Origin of the sequence: Neobacillus sp. WH10 (genome assembly GCF_030123405.1) — a bacterium.
In the GTDB taxonomy this organism is placed as follows: Bacteria; Bacillota; Bacilli; order Bacillales; family Cytobacillaceae; genus Neobacillus.
Genome location: NZ_CP126110.1, coordinates 3,345,266 through 3,366,543, shown reverse-complemented (window position 1 = coordinate 3,366,543; position 21,278 = coordinate 3,345,266). Strand labels below are relative to the sequence as shown.

18 protein-coding genes are annotated in these 21,278 nt (G+C 35.9%); 13 read left to right on the top strand and 5 right to left on the bottom strand.

Features of this window, described 5'->3' with window-relative positions; genetic code table 11:
• Positions 1-242: 242 nt before the first annotated feature.
• On the top strand, positions 243-1,073 hold the full coding sequence (locus tag QNH20_RS15980) for a LysM peptidoglycan-binding and 3D domain-containing protein (protein ID WP_283918978.1): 831 nt from the start codon (positions 243-245) through the stop codon (positions 1,071-1,073).
• Between the two features lie 228 nt (positions 1,074-1,301).
• On the opposite strand, the gene QNH20_RS15975 is transcribed toward QNH20_RS15980, so the two are convergent.
• Together QNH20_RS15975 and QNH20_RS15970 are read right to left on the bottom strand one after the other, a co-directional pair.
• Entirely contained in the window at positions 1,302-1,955 is a 654-nt protein-coding gene (locus tag QNH20_RS15975; protein ID WP_283918977.1) for a potassium channel family protein, read from the bottom strand.
• 29 nt (positions 1,956-1,984) lie between these two features.
• Positions 1,985-3,322, bottom strand: a complete 1,338-nt coding sequence (locus QNH20_RS15970) for a TrkH family potassium uptake protein (protein WP_283918976.1) — start codon at positions 3,320-3,322, stop codon at positions 1,985-1,987.
• A gap of 277 nt (positions 3,323-3,599) precedes the next feature.
• On the opposite strand from QNH20_RS15970, the gene QNH20_RS15965 reads away from it, so the two are divergent.
• From QNH20_RS15965 to QNH20_RS15955, 3 genes are all read left to right on the top strand, one after another.
• On the top strand, positions 3,600-5,105 hold the full coding sequence (locus tag QNH20_RS15965) for a nitrate/nitrite transporter (RefSeq protein ID WP_283918975.1): 1,506 nt from the start codon (positions 3,600-3,602) through the stop codon (positions 5,103-5,105).
• Positions 5,106-5,538: 433 nt separating this feature from the next.
• Positions 5,539-6,840, top strand: coding sequence for a NarK family nitrate/nitrite MFS transporter (locus tag QNH20_RS15960; RefSeq protein ID WP_283918974.1), 1,302 nt, complete (start codon positions 5,539-5,541; stop codon positions 6,838-6,840).
• A 79-nt stretch (positions 6,841-6,919) separates the two neighbouring features.
• Positions 6,920-7,081, top strand: a complete 162-nt coding sequence (locus QNH20_RS15955; RefSeq protein ID WP_283918973.1) for a hypothetical protein — start codon at positions 6,920-6,922, stop codon at positions 7,079-7,081.
• A gap of 82 nt (positions 7,082-7,163) precedes the next feature.
• Here the strand turns inward: QNH20_RS15955 and QNH20_RS15950 are convergent, their stop codons facing one another.
• Both QNH20_RS15950 and QNH20_RS15945 read right to left on the bottom strand, forming a co-directional pair.
• Complete coding sequence (locus QNH20_RS15950; RefSeq protein ID WP_283918972.1) at positions 7,164-7,343, bottom strand: H-type small acid-soluble spore protein; 180 nt, start codon at positions 7,341-7,343, stop codon at positions 7,164-7,166.
• Positions 7,344-7,442: 99 nt separating this feature from the next.
• Positions 7,443-7,631 (bottom strand): hypothetical protein, encoded by a 189-nt coding sequence (locus QNH20_RS15945; protein WP_283918971.1) that lies wholly within the window; start codon positions 7,629-7,631, stop codon positions 7,443-7,445.
• A 493-nt stretch (positions 7,632-8,124) separates the two neighbouring features.
• Between QNH20_RS15945 and ltaS the strand changes: the two genes are divergently transcribed.
• Positions 8,125-10,080, top strand: coding sequence for a lipoteichoic acid synthase (gene ltaS / locus QNH20_RS15940; RefSeq protein WP_283918970.1), 1,956 nt, complete (start codon positions 8,125-8,127; stop codon positions 10,078-10,080).
• Positions 10,081-10,245: 165 nt separating this feature from the next.
• Positions 10,246-10,758, top strand: coding sequence for an HD domain-containing protein (locus QNH20_RS15935; protein ID WP_283918969.1), 513 nt, complete (start codon positions 10,246-10,248; stop codon positions 10,756-10,758).
• Positions 10,759-10,797: 39 nt separating this feature from the next.
• Here the strand turns inward: QNH20_RS15935 and QNH20_RS15930 are convergent, their stop codons facing one another.
• A complete protein-coding gene (locus QNH20_RS15930; protein ID WP_283918968.1) occupies positions 10,798-11,274 on the bottom strand; it encodes a hypothetical protein in 477 nt (158 codons plus the stop codon).
• A 201-nt stretch (positions 11,275-11,475) separates the two neighbouring features.
• Between QNH20_RS15930 and QNH20_RS15925 the strand changes: the two genes are divergently transcribed.
• The 7 genes from QNH20_RS15925 to hppD all read left to right on the top strand — a co-directional run bounded on the left by QNH20_RS15925 (position 11,476) and on the right by hppD (position 21,210).
• Entirely contained in the window at positions 11,476-14,883 is a 3,408-nt protein-coding gene (locus tag QNH20_RS15925) for a hypothetical protein (RefSeq protein WP_283918967.1), read from the top strand.
• 236 nt (positions 14,884-15,119) lie between these two features.
• A complete protein-coding gene (locus QNH20_RS15920; protein ID WP_283918966.1) occupies positions 15,120-16,280 on the top strand; it encodes a cation:proton antiporter in 1,161 nt (386 codons plus the stop codon).
• 260 nt (positions 16,281-16,540) lie between these two features.
• The gene (locus tag QNH20_RS15915; RefSeq protein ID WP_283918965.1) at positions 16,541-16,669 is read left to right on the top strand and encodes a hypothetical protein; all 129 of its coding nucleotides are present in this window, start codon (positions 16,541-16,543) and stop codon (positions 16,667-16,669) included.
• Positions 16,670-16,925: 256 nt separating this feature from the next.
• Entirely contained in the window at positions 16,926-17,924 is a 999-nt protein-coding gene (locus tag QNH20_RS15910; protein ID WP_283918964.1) for an ABC transporter substrate-binding protein, read from the top strand.
• Positions 17,925-18,048: 124 nt separating this feature from the next.
• Positions 18,049-19,080, top strand: a complete 1,032-nt coding sequence (locus QNH20_RS15905; protein WP_283918963.1) for an ABC transporter permease — start codon at positions 18,049-18,051, stop codon at positions 19,078-19,080.
• A complete protein-coding gene (locus QNH20_RS15900; RefSeq protein ID WP_283918962.1) occupies positions 19,055-19,849 on the top strand; it encodes an ABC transporter ATP-binding protein in 795 nt (264 codons plus the stop codon). The genes QNH20_RS15905 and QNH20_RS15900 overlap by 26 nt, the downstream gene beginning before the upstream one ends.
• A gap of 245 nt (positions 19,850-20,094) precedes the next feature.
• Complete coding sequence (gene hppD / locus QNH20_RS15895) at positions 20,095-21,210, top strand: 4-hydroxyphenylpyruvate dioxygenase (RefSeq protein WP_283918961.1); 1,116 nt, start codon at positions 20,095-20,097, stop codon at positions 21,208-21,210.
• The last annotated feature ends 68 nt before the right edge of the window (positions 21,211-21,278 follow it).

Genomic DNA, 21,278 nt, shown 5'->3' with positions numbered 1-21,278 from the left:
AAATTATTTTTAAAGAATAGTGCAGAAAAAAATGCTGCACTATTTTTTTCTTTCATTAAAATATTGATGAATTGAGGATGAAAAATCTTGCTTAGGATTATGAATTTCCAGTTATCTAGAAATATTATTGTAATATAATTGCCATGCTTGTAAACGAATTAAAATCCCCTTGTTCTTTGTATAAGAAATATCCATGTTATGATGGGTTCTGTTAGCCACGAAAGAACATGGGAGGAAAGAAAATGATTAAAAAAATAAAAGCATTTATTGCAGTAGCTGCACTCTCAGGAACTGTAGGTGCTAATGTACAAGCGGCAGAAGTAACCGTGAAAAAAGGGGACACCCTATGGGAACTTTCACAGTTACATAATACATCTGTAGAAAATATTGAAAAGTGGAATCAGCTTTCTACTGACCTTATTCATCCGGGAGATGTATTAACAATTGCAACTGAAAAACAATACACAGTTCAACAAGATGATACCTTATGGGATGTTGCATTAAAATATCAAGTATCAGTAAATCAAATAAAAGAATGGAACAACTTAAATACAGACCTAATTCATCCAGGGTTAAATCTCATCATTTATGATGAATTAAATGATAATGTTAAAAATGCTGATTCAGCGACACAGGTTCAAAATAATAACAATGATCAAAGCAAGAACATTCCTGTTGAACCCTCTTCAACCCTTGGAGAGAAGACAAGTGAGAACGAAAATACAACAGTAAATAAGGCTAACAACAATAATGAATCTTCAAATAGTGAAGTAGAGGGTACAAAGGAACTTACCGTCAAGGCGACAGCATATACAGCTTCATGTGAAGGCTGTTCCGGCATAACGGCTACAGGGGTTGATTTAAATGCTAACCCAAATGCAAAAGTTATCGCTGTTGATCCATCTGTTATTCCGCTTGGAAGTAAAGTATATGTCGAAGGATACGGAGTAGCTACAGCTGCTGATACTGGCGGGGCGATTAAAGGAAATCGAATTGATGTGTTTATTCCTTCAGAACAGGATGCAATTAATTGGGGTAAAAAACAAGTTAAGGTAAAAATTTTAAATGACTAATAAAAAGCACATTTCACTTCTAATTATGGAAGGAAGTGTGCTTTTTGTTTTAAGAATAAATCAAAAATTTCGACCTTGAGGATTATCCAGCTCCAGCGCCCAGCGACTAATATACTTCGCTCTCCGTCCTACTATAAGTCAACATCGAATCGCTAACGCACTTCGTGTTTCCTTTATCTCAGTTGGAGAGCTCCAGTCCTGTCATGCGCTAACCGGGCGCTTCCGCTTTTAGTGTAGATTTGCAAATTTTTCTAGATCACGATTTTCACCAATAACAACAAGGACATCGCCATAATAAATCTTCTCATCTGGTGATGGCGAGATGTTTAATTCATCTTCATGACGAATGGCTATCACGCTCAAATTAAACTTAGCCCTTAAGTCCAGCTCCCTTAGGGTTCTATCCTTCATCCGATCTGGAATTTTTACTTCTTCAATACTATAATTCTTCGAGATCTCAATGAAATTTAAAACATTTGGCGATAATAGCTGATGAGCGACGCGGATGCCCATATCCCGTTCAGGAAAAACAACCCAGTCTGCACCAACCTTTTTTAATACTTGGCCATGAAGTTTGTTTATTGCTTTGGCAATTACCTTTTTGACACCAAGCTCCTTCAAAAGTAAAACAGTCAGGATGCTTGCCTGAATATCATTACCAATTGCTACAATGACTGTATCAAAATTACGTATTCCAATCGATTTAAGTGCCTCTGCATCTGTTGAATCCGCGATTACGGAATGAGTAACGAAGGAATGTGACTCTTCAACCCTTTCCTCGTTCACATCTACTCCAAGCACTTCCTGACCAGATTCAAATAACTTATTTGCAATACTTAGCCCAAATCTTCCTAAACCAATTACTGCGTATTGATTAGCCATAATTCCTCATATCCTCCTTGATGTCGAAACTATCCAATCATGATTTTTCCCTTAGGATATCGGAATGGATCAGGTTTTCTACGCATTGCAACTGCATAAGCAATAGTTAATGGTCCGACCCTGCCTGCAAACATCGTAAAAGTGATTAAACCTTTTCCAAGGGGTGATAATTCACGAGATACGTCCATTGATAAGCCTACCGTTCCAAAAGCAGATGTTGCTTCAAATAGAAGCTTAATAAAATCTGTTCCTGGCTCAGTAATTGTTAATAACAATGTAATGGTCAAAACAAGAAACAAGGCACATAAGGTAACAGTTAAGGATTTATATATTGTTTCATAAACAACTCGCTGCCGAAAAAAAATAACATCTTCTTTACCACGGATTTGCGACCAAACTGCACCTAATAATGTAGTAAATGTAGTTGTTTTTATTCCACCTCCAGTAGAACCTGGAGATGCACCGATAAACATTAAAAATATTATTAACAATAAAGAAGACTGGGTCATTTCAGCAATATTTAATGTATTAGCTCCATCTGTTCTAGCAGCAACGGACTGAAATAGTGCTCCAAGAATTTTTCCTGAAAATGAGAGCGGCTTTAATGTATTTTCATTAGAATATTCTAATAAAAAGATTCCAATCGTACCGCCAATCAATAAAAAGGAACTTGTTATCAAAACAATTTTGGTATGCAAGGATAAGCGTTTGGAGCTGCGGTACTCAAAAAGCTCATTCATAACAATAAACCCGATACCACCGATGGTAATTAATGTACAGATGGTTAATACAACCGTTGGGTCATCCACATAACCTGTTAGGCTCTGAAAATCGCCGAAAATATCAAAGCCAGCATTGTTAAAATTAGAAATAGAATGGAAAATACCAAAATAAATTGCTTTTCCTAAAGGCATGTCAAAAGAAAAGCGAATGGACAAGATTAGCGCTCCAACAAATTCAATCACCGCTGTAAATATTAAAATTCGTCGAGCTAGACGAACTATCCCCTCCATTGAGAGGTTATTTAATGATTCTTGCAGCAGAATTCTTTCCTTTAGGGAAATTCTTTTTCCTAATAGAAAGGCAAAAAGTGTAGCAAATGTCATAAATCCAAGTCCGCCGACTTGAATCATAAACAAAATGACTAATTGGCCAAATAAGGAAAATGTTGTCCCGGTATCAACAACTACAAGCCCTGTTACACATGTGGCCGAGGTGGCGGTAAACAGTGCGTTTAAAAAACTTAAACCATTACCATTAGTTGTTGCAACTGGAAGTGTTAAGCAAAAGGCTCCTAATAAAATAATAGCTGCAAATCCTAAAACAAGAATCTTAGGAGGATCAAGAAAGTTCTTTTTTAAATGCATAATTTCCTTCCTATTCAATATTTATTTTGACAAAAAAAATCTACCATATACATAAAATGGCATCATGATAAAAATACATATACAGGAAAAATATACTACTGGATTAAATTCATGTAAATAGATTCTTTTCATTTGTGTCTTACCTCACTGCTTTAAAATAGAAAATGCTCTATAATACTTGGAGAAAAATTTTCCATGATTATAGAATTAATGTGTAACTTTATAAAGGTTGTTTTGGAAATAATAAAAGGAATGCGGGTTTACGAGGGGAATGAAAATGAATCAAGGAACAAAAAACCTTTTTATTCAAACGGGAAGTCTCGTCGCAGGATTTATGGTTTGGGTGCTTATTTCATCTCTAATGCCTTTGATTAAGGCAGAGATTACATTATCATCAACGGAAATTATCTGGGTAACGGCTGTACCTGTTATTCTTGGATCTATTCTAATGGTTCCGATTGGCTATTGGACTAACCGCTATGGTGCAAGAATTTTATTTACCATAAGCTTTATTATTTTGCTATTCCCTATTGCCATTATTAGCTATGCAAATTCTATGGTTATGTTAATCTTAGGGGGATTATTACTTGGTATCGGGGGGGCCGTTTTTTCAATTGGAGTTACATCCCTGCCAAAATATTATGTAAAAACGAAACATGGATTTATCAACGGTATTTATGGAGCTGGTACTATTGGAACAGCAATTACTTCTTTTTTTGCACCTGTCATTGCAAATGAATATGGATGGAGAAATACCGTTAAAATTTTCTTTTTCATAATGCTGGTATTTGCCATATTAAATTTCTTGTTCGGTGATAGAAACGAACGAAAGGTCCAGAATTCCTTATTAGAGCAGATTAAAGAGGTTAATAAAAATCCTAAACTTTTGTTTTTTTGTTTATTTTATTTCATTACATTTGGATCTTTTGTTGCGTTTACGATTTATTTACCTTCATTTTTAGTTAATCATTTTGAATTAGACAAGATGGATGCAGGATTACGAACAGCAGGTTTTATTGCCCTTACTACTTTTTTTAGACCTGTTGGGGGGTGGCTAGGGGATAAAATTAATCCATTTATTATCTTAATGGCTGTATTTTTTAGTTTATCCTTTGCGGGGTTCCTATTGTCCTTTACACCATCACTGCCGATTTATTTTTTCGGGTGTCTATTAGTTGCATTCTTTGCAGGGATTGGAAATGGGGTAATCTTTAAGTTGGTCCCATTATATTTTTCAAAACAAGCGGGGATTGTAAATGGTATTGTTGCAGCAATGGGTGGTTTTGGCGGTTTTTTTCCGCCAATTATCCTTACGATCCTCTTAAATTGGACTGGAGATTATGCGATTGGTTTTATGTGCTTATCCGAATTTTCACTTGCAAGTCTAGTCATCGTTGTTTGGCTTTACTATCAAGATAAACTTGATATTTCAGCAAAAATTGTAAACCATGCGGTAGACGGTATTTGTATAACGGATGTAGATGGGATCATTCAGAGCGTCAACCCGGCATTTACAAAAATTACAGGATACAGTCAAGCAGAAGTAATAGGAAAGACCCCAAGCATCCTGCAATCTGGAGAACATGACAATGAATTTTATAAAATAATGTGGGAGAGTCTGAAAACTAAAAGAATTTGGGAAGGGTATATTTGGAATAAAAGGAAAAATAATGAGATTTATAAAGAATGGTTAACCATTACGTCAATCCAAAATGACGCAGGAGAAACAAAAAATTATGTTGGAATGTTTAAAGAAGAAAATGAACATCCAAAGAAAAACTAAATTTCATTTAGTCAGATTGTCGAGAAAGGGTATTTTTCTCGGCAATTTTTTATTCTGTCAAAATCTAAATACCAAATTTATTGATTGTCCCTGCGAATGGGCCTGTTTAAAAGCCTATACACCAATAATAATATAACGAATTAACGCAGTGGATTATTGAAGTGAATGAATAAAATAAGAGGATGCCGAGAGTTATTCGACAGCCTGACGGAATTCCATTTAGAGACCTTCATCATTGAGGGTCTTTTTTGAATTTTTCTTCATGAAGTGATAAATATTACAACTTTTTGTCAAACCATTTGAGTTCACAGTTCGTTCACGATTTTTGTGACGTACGTCACAAAAATCATCTTATCATATGGTTTATAGTAACATCATCAACAACATCAATTAAGCAAAATAAAATTTTGAAACAATTATGGGGGAATTTATCATGGCCCGAATTAATTATTGGAATCCAGAAGACGAAAAGTTCTGGAATACTGAAGGAAAAAAACATGCAAGAAGAAACTTATGGATCTCCGTTCCATCTTTGATGCTCGCATTTATCGTTTGGCAGATATGGTCTGTAGTTGCTGTTAGACTTAATGATATTGGCTTCCATTTTACCGAAGAACAATTATTTACCCTTGCGGCAATCCCAGGACTAGTTGGTGCAACACTGCGCTTTGTTTATACATTTGCAGTTGGATCTATAGGCGGAAAGAACTGGACAGTTATTTCAACAGCCGTTCTTGCGATTCCTGCAATCGGTATTGGTTTTGCTGTCCAAAATCCAGAGACACCTTTTTCGATTATGCTTTTACTTGCAGCACTTTGCGGTCTTGGCGGCGGGAACTTTTCATCCTCCTCAGCCAATATAAGTTTTTTCTTTCCGAAAAAGGAAAAAGGAACTGCACTTGGAATTAATGGCGGTTTAGGAAACATGGGTGTGTCAGTTGTTCAATTCGTCACACCATTAATTATTACTTCAGGTACTTTTGCACTTATTGGCGACAAACAAGTACTAGCAAATGGCCAGGAAGTTTGGTTACAAAACGCAGCATTTATCTGGGTAATCCCAATTGTGATAATGACTTTGCTTGCCTTCTTTAAAATGGATAATGTTCCAGGAGCAAAACAATCAGTAGCAGACCAATTTGTGATTGTAAAACGGAAACACACTTGGATCATGACTGTTCTTTACGTAGCAACATTTGGATCTTTTATCGGATATTCAGCGGCATTCCCGTTATTATTAAAATCTCAATTCCCTGAACACCTCTCCCTTGCCTTTCTTGGTGCTTTAGTGGCAGCAGCTGCAAGACCAGTCGGGGGCTGGATGGCTGACAAACTTGGTGGTGCAAGAGTTACAGCATATGTATTAGTCATCATGGGAATCGGGGCAGCAGGTGTTATTTACTTCATAAATAATAAACAGTTTGCAGGATTCTTAATTGCTTTCTTGGTATTATTCTTAGCATCTGGGATTGGTTCTGGTTCAACATTCCAAATGATTCCAACAATCTTCATCCCAAAAGAAGCAGCACCAGTTATCGGATTTTCAGCGGCATTCGCTGCCTATGGCTCATTCTTTATTCCAAAGCTTTTTGGGTGGTCTGTTAATACGACTGGCACACCAGTTACAGCTTTCTACTTCTTTATCGGATTCTATGTGATCTCTTTTGGAGTCAACTGGTACTTTTATCAAAGAAAAGGTACAGGTGCAAAATCATTAGCAAAACAAGTTGGATAATATCCAAAATTATGTAAATAGGTCCTCTGGGTAAACTTTTTATTAGACTGGGCATCGTAATAAAAAGGAGTGAAAAATTATGCCAAGAGGTAAAGAATTGGAGCAGCTTCCAATGGCGAACATTGCCCCAGGTGCTGGTAAAGATGTGGGGGGTTATAAGAGAGAAGTACTTGGAAGTATGGTACGGAATAATCAGCCCGCACCTAGTGATATTGATAAAGAGAATGAAGATATGGTTTAAGGCAGGATTTCTATCCTGCCTTAAATTTTGGTAATTATAAAAATGGAAATAACTTTTTCAACGAAAAGATGGTATTAAATGATTATTCTTCTATCAGTTCAGCAATTTCAACTGTTGTTCTTTCTTCAAGTGGTCCTCGTAAATGAACCCTTGCAGTTTTCCCATCTTCATTTAATTGATCAATCCAAACAGAAGCCCCATTGTATTTTACTTCAATATCTGCTGAAGAAGACAAAATCTGTTTTAAACGGTTAACATTCATGTTTTTCACTCCTAAAAAATGGTTATTTTATTTTTGAGCTGAATTATTTTTCATACAAAATAAAGGTTGTAACCGTTTTCTTCTATAATATATAGTTATTTAACGGTTGTAAGGAAATTGAATCTGTACACCATTAATGGTTCCTGGCTCGTCTACATTTTCAAGGCTAGACAAGTAATTTGCTAACTCAATTTCCTGTTCCTTTGGAGCACCTGGCTTTAAATGCCAATTTCCAGGCTCATCAACAAAATAAGGACTTTTAGTAAACTCCGGTCTAGTTCTGGGCATAAACGATTCCTCTTTTCAATTTATTTCTTTTGTCCTTCGTGGCTATGTTTTCCAATTAATATAAAATTATTCAAAATCCATTCTGTAAAAGATAAGACTATATTCATATTGCGCTGCACATGTTTCAAGTTTATGATAGGTAGAAATGTTACCACTAATTGGATTTTATTTTTTAGTATATTTAGAAATGGCAAATAAAAAAATGAAACTTTTCTTTGGCTAAACCGTCTTATATAAATGAGGAATGAAAACAGTCATGTCCCATAAATGACTTACATACAAATAAAGGGAATGTTTCGATTATTTAAAAACAATTACAACTGTCAACAAGATCCTCGGATTTTGTCGAATCAATAAAATATTGACATAAATTATTGTTTTAAATAAACATATAATGGAAAGATTTATGTTTTTATTTTTTTTGAAAATGTGATATAGTAATTGAGGTTCGTTTACCGGAGCTTAGTTGGTAAGTGAGAGGAGAAGTTAGAAAATGAATAAAATAAGACTACCTATAAAATTCAACAATAGTCATATTACATTCTTTGTAATTGCCGTTGTAACATTCTGGATCAAAACATATGCGGCATATCAAATTGAATTTAATCTTGGAATTGATAATAATCTGCAAAGATTTTTGTTATTGATAAATCCATTGAGTTCAGCACTTTTCTTTTTTGGAATAGCACTGCTCTTTAAGAAACGTGTAAAACTTGTTATGATTATCACAAATTTCTTATTATCATTCTTATTGTACGCAAATATTGCCTATTATCGCTTTTTTAATGACTTTATAACAGTTCCTGTTATAATGCAGACAAAGACAAATGCTGGACAATTAGGTGAAAGTGCACTTTCTTTAATGTCCCCATTTGATATTTTTTATTTTACAGATTTATTTATTTTAATTGCTCTTGCGTTAACAGTTTTCAAGAATGTTACGGTACCGAATAGAAAGTCATTTAAGATTGTTCTTTTGTTTGCCATTACTACCTTTTTGTTTAACTTAGGATTAGCAGAAAAAGATCGTCCGCAATTACTTACACGTTCTTTTGACAGAAATTACTTAGTAAAATATCTAGGTACTTACAACTTTACTATTTATGATGTCGTTCAAAACGTAAAATCATCTAGTCAGCGTGCACTAGCGGATAGCAGCGATATTACCGACGTAGAGAACTATCGTAAGGCAAACTATGCGTCGCCAAATCCAGATTACTTTGGTAAAGCAAAAGGTATGAACGTAATTTATATTTCAATGGAATCATTCCAAACTTTTATGATTGATTATAAAATGCCAGATGGTCGGGAAGTTACACCATTCTTAAATTCATTGGCACATGATGGTAACACGTTTTATTTTGATAACTTTTATCATCAAACAGGACAAGGGAAAACATCTGATGCAGAATTTTTAATGGAAAATTCATTATATCCAATGTCTCAAGGTGCAGTTTTTGTTAATAAAGCACAAAATACCTATCATGCTATGCCTTCCATTCTAAAAGGCCAGGGTTACAGCTCAGCTGTATTCCATGGTAACTATAAAACGTTTTGGAATAGGAACGTCATCTATAAAGCATTTGGTTACGATCAATTTTTTGATGCAGAATACTATAACATGACAGATGAAAATACCAAAAACTATGGCATGAAAGACAAACCGTTCTTTCAAGAATCGATTCCGTTACTTGAGAGCCTAAAGCAGCCGTTCTATACAAAGTTTATTTCATTGTCAAACCATTTCCCTTTTGAAATGGATCCAGAAGATACTGATTTCCCTGCAGGTGATTATGGTGATACGGTTGTTGACCAATATTTTCAATCTGCACATTATATGGATCAGGCATTTGAACAGTTTTTTAATGATTTAAAAGCAAACGGTATGTATGATAATACAGTTATTGTTATGTACGGTGATCATTACGGTATATCTGAAAATCATAACGAAGCAATGGCAAAGGTTTTAGGGGTAGATGAAATTACTCCGTCAACTAATGCTAAATTGCAGCGTGTGCCATTGTTTATTCACGTACCTGGTGTAAAAGGTGGGGTACAGCATCAAATTGGCGGGCAAGCAGACGTTCGACCTACAGTACTGCACTTATTAGGAATAGATACAAAGGATTACATGGAATTTGGTTCTGATTTATTATCGCCACAACATCGGAATTGGGCTTTATTTAGAAATGGTGATTTTGTGTCATCTGATGTGATCCAAATAAAGGGTAAATGCTATTCTAATGATACTGGAGAATTAGTGGAGAATGCTGAAGAATGTAAGGATACTTCAGAAAAAGTAAATACTGAGCTACAGATGTCTGATGAAATAGTCTATAAAGATTTATTGCGTTTCTACAAACCTGAAGGATATACTCCAATTAATCCTAACGATTATGAATATTTAGGTCCTAAAGGAAAAGTGACAAAAACAACTGAAAATGATTAACCAAGAGAGAAGATTCATTCTTCTCTCTTTTTTTCACTCTTTATGAAGATGGAATAGCCAATTAGGACAGGTTAGAATATAATATAGTGAAACTTCAATATGAGGGAATTTAATGCTTATAAATTCTGGAAATAATATTATTGTGAAAAAGTTAGGAGGGTTGGCATGAGAGACGTTACCTTATTAAATATATTTGAACATCATATTGCACAAAAATATTTGAACCGCTCAGGACTTGCCCATGCGATTGCTGTTGCCTATCATGCCTTTCATTTAGGAAAAGAACATCAGGTAGATATTGATATTGCTGCTAAAGCAGGACTACTCCATGATATGGGTCATTATACATGGTATAAAAATGGAAAATGGGATTATGACTTGTACAAGCAGAATGATATTCACGCGATAAAAGGGGCAGAAAGGGCACATAAATTGCTGATTCGTCTTGGGGAGAACCCGATAAAGGCTAAAACCATTGCACTTGCTATTCTTTTCCATACAGATTCTTTTTTACCGTCTAATGATATTGTAAGGACACCTTTACAGCAAATTGTGAAATGGGCAGATGAAAAGGATGAAGAAGAGGGTGGGCTGCATCATTATCGAAAAATTGACTTTGAACGGGCAAGACAAAGCATAATCCGCTTAGATCAATGGATTGACCGCGAGTACGAATAATGGTAAAGGCTGTGCTTATTATTAGCACAGCCTTTCACTTTATTTTCGATTAAATCCTTCTTCCCGCAAAAATTCTTCTGCTTCTTCATAAGTATCGAAGCTTGCATCAAGGTTTAACCCAAAATATATATTCCATGCGTCGTTTTCATTTACAAGTATTAGAAGATTGTTTTCTTCGTCAACCCATCGCTCTTCATCTAATTCCCCAACAATTGCTGCCTCTGCTGCTGGTTTTTCAATAGGCGATAATGCTTGAATGGCTTCTTTTAACAGCAGAAACAGCTGATCGGCAGAAAAATTGCGGATATTGACCATTCCTTTTTCGTCCGTTTCATAATGTGCTAAATGTCCGGCGTAAACGAAGCCATTACCATTTGGGTGTAAATGATAAACAATATTTTTTTTATCTGAAATACTGTTTGGAAACTGGAAATTGACCCGTCCAAGAGAAACATTTTTTCGTTCTAATTCGGCAAAAGATCCGATAATGGCTAGTTTTTCATTAAAAGTTAGCATAGTTTCCTCCATCTATTTATGTAAATATTCTTTTATCATACAGATTTTTTACCTAAAGGTAAAATTGATAATTTTTTTGCAAAAAAGAAATTATTGAAAATTTTTGTTAATGGTGTAAAATTACACTAAAGAGGAAAAAGTAGGGTTATCTGAGGATAGTTTAAGCTTTTACTATAAGGGTATGAATAGAGGGGAGATTTAATGGATTCGAATAGCAGGGAAGAGAGAAGAAAAATTTTTAGGAAAGAGCTATTCACTTTAAAAGAAGAGGGATATTTATCTGAGAAAATCGTTGAGACAGTAGCAAATGCACATCATCAATTCCACCTGGATTTATTAAAAATAGAGGCGACTCTGCTACCAGCTGAAGCTAATGCGCCAAGTTCAAAACCAGATCCTCTAAAACCACAAAAAGTGAAAAAAACACTAACACCTGAAGAGATTCGCGAAAGGAATATTACTTGGTTATTAAATATTGGGGTCATATTTTTATTAATTGGCGGTTTGTTTGTGGCAACAAGTAATTGGGAATCAATGACAAGCTTTATGAAAAGTGGGTCTATAGCAATTGTATCACTACTATTTTATGGAATTGCTTTGTTAACAAAAAAAGTATTACATATCGCTAAAACGGCTTTTGCATTTACTGTCTTAGGAAGTTTATTTTTGCCGATATTTATCCTTTCATTAGGATGGCTTGGCCTCTTAGGAACTTATTTATCAATATTTGGTGAAGGGCGATATCTACTCGGCATGATGGGGAGCTTTCTGCCGCTAATTGTTTATCTGTTATTTGCTAAGAAGTTAGGTTCTCGACTATTTGTTTGGTTTAGTTATATTTCTCTTTCTTCAGGTGCGGCCTTTTTATTAGCAGGCACCAAACTAAAGGTTGATTACTTTTATCTTGGTATGATGGCATTTAATGCTATCCTAATTATGGTTTATCATAAGATTAAAAGCAGAGACAAATTCAAATTGTTTTCAAAAGAATTTGTCCCATACGTTCAGGTTAATCTTGTCCTCACTACCTTTTTTATGCTTTTTTTCTTTGAGAACGAGGTCATTTATAGTTTTAACCTTCTTTTGACCGCAATTATTTATTTATCGATGATGTATGTAAGCGGGAAAAAAGAATATCATTTTATTTTTAGTGTGATGGTGGTTTATGGAGCTTATCAGTTAATTGAGCATAGCTTTCTTGATTATTTTGGAGAGATTGTCTACGCATTAATAGGATTTGGAATATTATTTGTCCCAAAGGTATTAGACGATAAATTTTCATTAAATAAGGTATTTCAATATACAAGTGCTGTTATTTCAGGGTTTGTCTTTATTTATATTAGTTTAGAAGGTATTTTGCTTCGTGAAGGGAATCCATCCCTTGTATTAATGATCGCCTATTTTATCATTGCGGCCAATTTTATTTATATATCCCATAGTAGTCCGAGATGGTTATTTCCTTATTTAAGTTCATTATTTCTCGCATCCGGCATTTATGAAACCATTGCATTAATATTCCATCCTTTTACAGTGATAAATTTTTCGCTTATGTTATCCTTTACAGGGTTTATCTTGTTTAACTTTTTTGGTATTACCAAACTATCAAGGTATGGAAAAGTCATTCAAAATGCATCTAAGGAAATGGGATTGGCCATCATGGTACTGGCAGTGATGACGGCTATTGCCTTCCAATTGTGGTGGGAATTAGGTGTAATGCTTTTGCTTTTCGTTATTGTCTTGTTTTTCCTTCACAAGTATGAGGATAGGAGGTTTTATCAAGAATTAGCAGTCATGGCATTGCCTTCGTCACTTGGTCTTTCTGTTGTCGCTTTTGGCGAAGAAATAATTGCTCAAAATTCTGTTTATCAGCAGGAATACGGCCATGCTATTAATTTTGCTCTAGGGGCAATTGTGGTCTTATTGTCCAGATTTGGCTGGATAAAAGCTGCCAATACAAAACTAGCCAAAATTTCATTGTATACATCACAAGCACTTTATACGATTGCCATGCTCCACGCATTGCTTAACCCGATCAATCAGCTATGGGTCCAGCCGCTCGTATTGTTAGTTGGAATCGGAATGTATTACTATTTTTATAAAAAGGTTAAGGCGAAATGGATTACGTTTCCTGTCAGTATCGCGGCACTGCTGTCTTACTTTTCGATTATTCATGCGATTAATCTGCAAATATCTTTTAGTTTTACACTAAATTCGTTAATCGCTTCTACAAGTGCGGTAATTTTGCTTATTATTGCTTTTCTTTATCGAAAAAAGGATTTAGACTTATCGAATGCCTTTGCCTGGACAGCTCACATCATCCTACCACTCACACTTGCATTTACTTGGTTTGCTTTTCATACAGATGCTATCTATAGCTTCATTCTCGGTTTATTTGGATACTCAATCAGCACTAGATTAGTTGCGAAAGAATGGAAAATAAAAGTTTTTCTTTATGGAAGTTTTACATCATTGTTTTTTATTGTATCAACTGGTTTGGATAAAATCGTTGTTCAAAGTGTTGAACGATATGAATTTCCAATTACCAGCGGTCTTATCCTTATTTTTGCACATCTTGTCAGAGGAGAATTCAAAAAACGAACAGCTGTTTATTTAGTGCCATTTTCAATTGTTGGAATTGGTTGTATGATTATAACTTATCCGTATGGATGGATGCCATACCTAGTCACCTGTACCTATTCTATTGGAATCTTGTTTTATCTGCATAGGATTAAATGGGATGTATTTGGAATTATTCCATTGTTCTTAACATTTATGGCGACAGTTGAATTTTTGTTTTTAAATAAAATGACTGAACTTGAAAAACTTCTTCTTTCCGGCAGTTTAGGCATTCTGATGACGATTGTCGGTCAAATCGTTTACAAAAAGCTGTATAAACGTGGAACACGGATTCAGGAAATAATGTTAGACGGATATACAGTGGTTTCCTTTTTATACTTTTGGTTAATGTACTTTTTTACGAATCAACAACTATGGAGTCATGCTCTGCCGGGTGTTTTGATCGCGATTGCCCTCTGGCTGCAAAGAAAAAGAGTTCCGGGTAGTGTCTCTGTATTTATGCCCATCCTTGGTGGAGCCTATTTATTGCAGCCATACTATGAGATTATCGATGAGGTAAATATCCCACCACTTTGGGAGAGGGAGGTACATGTCCTTCCCTTAATCATTTTCGTTATTTTCATACGTCAAAATTTAAAAGGACGCTATGCGAATATTACAAAGGCTATACAATGGGGAGTTTTACTGATCGTTTCACTTTTATTAATTCAAGATGGTTTGGCAAGCAATACAATTTACGATGCGATTATTCTAGGGACCCTCTCACTGTTATCGATGATGGCGGGGATGTTCCTGCAAATAAAATCATACTTTTTCGTCGGATCAGGTGTTCTACTATTAAATGTTTTCCTACAAACAAAACCTTATTGGGGGAACATGCCTTGGTGGGTCTATTTATTAATTGCTGGGTTAATCTTAATCACTGTTGCAAGCTTTAATGAATGGCATAAACAGAAAATCCAAAAGGGAGAAAAAACCTTCATTTCCATCCTAAAAGAAAGAGTAATTGATAAAATTAAAAAATGGGAGTAAATATCATATTGCAAAAACCAGATTGGTGTTTACCGCCTGTTCATCTTTTTCTTGATAAATAACATAATATCTGTTAAAATAAAGTTAATTATATAATTGATGTATTTGGAGGAGCCTGTCACCAAGGGATTATTATGTCCTTTGGTTGACGGGCTTTTTTTGCATCCATTCGGAAAGAGTCTGTTATTCAAAAAAACAGACTCTTTTTAATTTTCGAAAAAAAGAAAGGTGATTTGATGGAATTAATTTTTGAGTTAGCAATTATTTTACTAGCTTCTAAAATTGCAGGAGAAATAAGTGTAAAGTTGGGGCAACCCTCGGTTCTAGGAAAACTTCTTGTCGGAATCATTTTAGGCCCAGCGGTATTGGGGCTTATTACCGAAACGAAAACTTTGGAAGAACTAAGCCAAATAGGCGTCATTTTGTTAATGTTTATTGCTGGTTTGGAAACGGATTTAGATGAATTTAAACGGTCGTGGAAAGCTTCTACATTTGTGGGACTAAGTGGTATAATCGTTCCTCTTTTTGTAGGATATCTTGCAGGAATAATGATGAATATGTCCACGTTTGAGGCTATCTTTTTAGGTCTATTGCTCTCAGCGACAAGTGTAAGCATCTCCGTTCAAGCACTAAAAGAGTTGAATAAAATGCAGTCAAAAGAAGGAACTGCGATTTTAGGCGCAGCCGTTATCGATGACGTTGTGGTCATCATTGCCTTAGCCTTTTTAATGAGCATGGCGGGGGGGGACGTCAATTTAACAATGGTTATTGTGAGCAAGGTTCTCTTTTTCGCCGGTGCTATTCTAGCAGCTTGGAAGGTCGTTCCTTGGTTGTTAAAGAAGTTTGCACCTTTAAGAGTGACAGAATCACTGCTTTCCGCGGCATTAATCATCTGCTTTCTCTTTGCTTATGTGGCCGAATTAACTGGTGTTGCCGCGATTATTGGAGCATATATTGCGGGTGTAGCAATAAGTCAAACGAAATTTAAACATGAAATATTTGAAAAGGTAGAAACAATTGGCTATTCCATTTTTGTACCTGTTTTCTTCACTACTATCGGAGTAAAAGCCAGCTTCGATGGGATTTCACAACATTTAATAGTTATAATTGGACTTAGTATACTAGCCATCTTAACAAAGTTACTTGGTGCCGGTGCCGGTGCTAAATTGGCTAAATTTTCATGGAGAAGTTCGATGGGAATTGGTGCAGCGATGGTTTCTCGTGGTGAGGTCGCGTTAATTATAGCTTCTATTGGCTTAGAAGCAAAATTAATCAGCCAAGAGCTTTTTGCGATATTAGTTATTGTTGTTCTGGTTACTACTATTGTAACACCGCCAATGATGAAATTGTTTTTTAAACAAAGCGATAAACAAAAACAAATAAAAATTACTGCCTAATATCGAAATCTCTCATATTATCGAGCCCTTTTGGGTGAAGAAAGTTTCGAAGTTGAACTTATACCAGATGGGAAAGTTTTTACTTTCCTATCGGCTAAAAAAGAAACAATCCAGTCATTTGAAGTGCTGGATTGTTTTGTATTTAAGCAGATCCAGCAAGTAATTTTTATTTTAATTTGAAAAATGACCCCCATGATTTACGAGAGAATGTCGAATTTTTTTGTAAAAGGAAAACTAACGAATATTCATGGAGGTTAGAGATGGGAAACGTTTTAATTGATATTGATAAATTACTTGAAGCCACATCAGATCTAACATCTGAGAAAAATAGTCACAAAGTGAAACAAGTTGAGATTGATCAATTACTTGAGAATACCCGTGATTGGTAAGACACATATTTTTGTTCCATCCTTCATAATTTAAAATACATACTTGAATGCCTTCTATTAGATTAGAAGGCATTTTTTTTTAGAAGTGAAGATAACATTCTCTTTTTTTCTATCTATGGTTATGCTGCTTTAAAGCAAAAAAATATTTTTTTGATTTCTATTGCTTTTAGCTTAAAAAAATACTAGAATAATTTTTAAAATATCAAATTTTTAGAAAAATTAATCATTTAAAAAGAATATAGGGGGATGTATGTAAATGAAGAAAAAAGTTCACGCACTTTCGATTGCATTAACAGGAATGCTGCTTCTTGCCGGCTGTGGCAGTAAGGAATCAGCAGGTGGTTCAGAAAAAGAAGGAGCGGATAAGGAGTTTAAGGTCGGCATTTCTCAGTATGCCCCGCATCCTTCTTTAGACGCAGCGACAGAAGGTTTTAAAAAAGCATTAAAGGATAAAGGAATTAAGGTAAAATACGATGAACAAAATGCCCAAGCGGATCAGAATAATGTGCAATCCATTGCCAAGAATTTTGTCGGCGACAAGGTAGACTTGATTTTTGCGAATGCTACGCCAAGTGCTACAGCTGCCTTAAATGCAACGAAGGATATTCCGATTGTCTTTACATCTGTAACAGACCCAGTGGTAGCTGAATTGGTTGAAGCTCTTGATAAACCAGGTAAAAATATTACCGGAACAACTGACAACCATCCGGAAGCCACCAAAACAACGATTCACTTTATCACAGATGAGGTAAAAGCAAAAAATATCGGTATCATTTATAACGCAGGTGAACAAAATTCAGTGGTACAAGTAAAAGAAGTTAAGAAGTTAGCTGAAGAAAAAGGTGCAAAGCTTGTGGAAGTATCTGTAGCCAACACATCTGAGGTTAAACAGGCAGCCGAATCATTAGTTGGTCGTGTGGATGCCATCTATATTCCAACAGATAATACTGTTGTAACTGCGCTGGAATCTGTCATTGCTGTTGCCAATAACAAAAAAATTCCTTTGTTTGTAGGTGAGCTTGATTCAATGAAAAAAGGGGCAGTGGCTGCGAGCGGATTTAGCTACTTTGACCTTGGATATCAATCTGGTTTAATGGCTGTTGACATTTTAACTGGTAAGAAAAAGCCTTCTGAAATTCCTGTTGAACTTCCTAGCAGTTTAAAACTTGTCATTAATAAGGAAGCTGCCAAAGCACAAGGCTTAGAAGTTAAAGAGGAATGGAGCAAACTTGGAGAATTCTATGACGGGAAATAAGAAATAAACTTTTTCAAGGAGGAGACCTTTAAGAAGGTTAACTCCTTGGTTCGTACATATGAATAAATATAGGCTGATTGCATGTTGATCTTAGGCCTAAGGACTTAATGAAAGGATGATCTCTATGTTTACAGCCATATTTGGATCATTTGAAGCAGGTATCATCTATGCGATTATGGCACTTGGCGTCTATCTTTCCTTTCGTATTCTGGATTTCCCAGATTTAACGGTGGATGGGAGTTTTGTAACAGGGGCAGCGATTTCAGCTGTCATGATAGCGAATGGTGTGAATCCATTTATTGCAACAATTGTGGCTCTATTTGCCGGTTTTGCTGCAGGATGTATGACTGGGCTTCTCCATACATTTGGAAAAATTAATAACTTACTTTCAGGAATCTTAATAATGATTGCTCTTTATTCTATTAATCTTAGAATTATGGGACGTCCGAATATTCCTTTATTAAATGCTGATACAACATTTACAAAAATTGGAGATTTATTCGAAAGAACTGGTATCGATACTTTTTTCAACAATATTTTATCGGCTGTTGGTTTAGGTGACAGCCTCCCTGAAACATGGGGGATTCTTATCTTTATGATCATTGTTACTTTCATCATTAAATTCCTTTCTGATTGGTTTTTACAAACGGAAATTGGTCTAGCGGTTAGGGCGACAGGTGACAATAAACGAATGATTCGCAGCCTATCTGCCAATACGAATCTTCTAGTAGTTCTTGGACTTGGTTTATCAAATGCGCTGGTCGCTTTCTCGGGTGCACTGATTGCTCAGCAAGGCGGTTTTGCAGATGTTGGTATGGGAATCGGGATGATTGTTATCGGCTTAGCTTCTGTCATCATTGGCGAATCGCTATTCGGGACAAAAACGATTGCAAGGACGACACTTGCAGTAATCGGCGGTTCCATTATTTACCGTATCGTTGTAACGTTAGCTTTGAGAGTTAAATTCCTTGAACCAGGTGATATGAAGCTCATTACCGCACTGATTGTTATTATCGCTTTAACAACTCCAAAAATTATTGAAAGTTCAAAGGAGAAAAAGCGAAGAGCCGACAGAAAAGTAGAAAGAATGAATATCATTCAAGCTTCTTCAGGAGCAAAGGGGGAGCAACATGCTGCACTTAAATCAGATTCATAAAATTTTTAATGAGGGGACACCTGATGAAAAAATCGCTATCGATCATGTGAACCTAACCCTAGAACCTGGAGATTTCGTGACAGTTATTGGCAGTAATGGCGCAGGGAAATCAACCTTAATGAATATCATTTCCGGCGTTTTAACGCCAGATGTAGGGGAAGTTCATATCGGCAGGAAAAATGTCACAAATATGTCTGAGTTTAACCGTTCAAAAATGATTGGACGTGTCTTTCAGGATCCAATGGCAGGTACTGCTCCAAGTATGACGATTGAAGAGAATCTCGCGATGGCCTATTCACGAAACAAAACGAGAACACTGAGAAGAGGTGTAACGAAAAAACGGCGGGATTATTTTCGTGAAGTACTCGAATCATTAAACCTAGGTTTGGAAAACCGTCTAAATGCCAAGGTCGGCTTGCTTTCAGGCGGGGAACGACAAGCTCTCTCCCTGTTAATGGCTACCTTCACGGAGCCATCTATCCTGCTTCTCGATGAGCATACTGCTGCACTGGATCCCTCGAGGGCAGAATTGATCACGAACTTGACAAAAGAAATTGTTGACAAATACAACCTTACTACGCTAATGGTTACACATAATATGCAACAAGCTATTGACCTCGGAAATCGATTAATTATGATGGATAAGGGACAGATTATTTTAGAGGTTAACAAGGAGAATAAGCAAAAACTAACGATTGAAGGACTATTAAGTGAATTCAAAAGAATCCGCGGTGTTCAAATGGCAAATGATCGAGCAGTGCTTTCGTAAAAAAATTTTTGACAATTTTAGACACTCTTTAATTATCAAAAAAATATTTCCAACGTATTTATAATGGGAACATACCTTTTTTAGGCGTGTTTCTCTTTTTTTTTGGGAAATATAAAAAGTTTGACCTCAAAGTCTTTAATACCTAAAAGCGGTATTGCTTTACATCCTGCTCTTGAGTGGACAACAATCCTTCATTTAAAATTAATTCTGAATATTATTACTTTATCTTAAATGGAGGTTTCTAGATGAAAGAAAAAAGAGTAAGTGCTGACCAACTTGTAGATGACTTTTTTCCAGTACGAGATGTTGATTATATTGAGATTTACACAGGAAACGCTAAGCAAGCCTGTCACTTTTTTTGCACAGCATACGGTTTTAAGCCTGTTGCCTATTCCGGACTAGAAACCGGAAATCGTGAGAGCGCTTCCTATTGCTTGCAGCAGCGAAATATTCGCCTCGTTATTACAGGCTCTTATATCGAAGACAGCAGGATTGCCCAGTTTGTTAAGAAACACGGTGACGGTGTGAGGGACGTAGCGCTATTGGTCGATGATGTGGAGAAAGCGTTTGAAGAAGCGGTAAACAGGGGAGCGATTGCCCATGCTGCACCATTTGAAATAAAGGATGCTAATGGTGTTGTTAAGAAAGCCGTTCTTGGTACATATGGTGACACCATCCATACGTTAATTGAACGGAAACATTACCAGGGTCCATTTTTGCCTGGATATGAACCATACACTGCAGAACTGCCAATTGAGGATGCCGGCTTAATTGGGATTGACCATGTGGTGGGTAATGTGGAGAGGATGGAGGAGTGGGTAGAATATTACTCAAAGGTAATGGGCTTTAAAGAGATGAAGCATTTCTCTGATAAGGACATTACCACTGAATACTCTGCCCTCATGTCAAAGGTCATGCATAACGGCGGCCGGATTAAGTTCCCTATTAATGAACCAGCAGAAGGAAAACGAAAGTCACAAATTCAGGAGTATCTGGAATTCTACAATGGCCCAGGGGTACAGCATTTGGCCATTCTAACGGAAGATATTGTTTCAACGGTAACCACTTTGAAAAAGAATGGGGTAGAATTCCTCAAAACTCCAACCACTTATTATGAAACGTTAGGAGAGCGTATCGGTAAAATTGATGAAGAAATTGAAAAGCTTCGCGAACTGAATATTTTGGTTGACCGAGATGATGAAGGTTATTTACTACAAATTTTCACAAAACCGATTGTTGACCGACCAACATTATTCATTGAAATTATTCAACGTAAAGGTGCACGAGGTTTTGGTGAAGGGAACTTTAAGGCTCTTTTTGAATCAATTGAAAGAGAACAAGAGAGACGCGGTAATCTATAAAAAATAGATAAAAATGGACAGTATACTAAAGGTGCTTACTCGGAATAGGGAGAATACGTTTCTCCCTT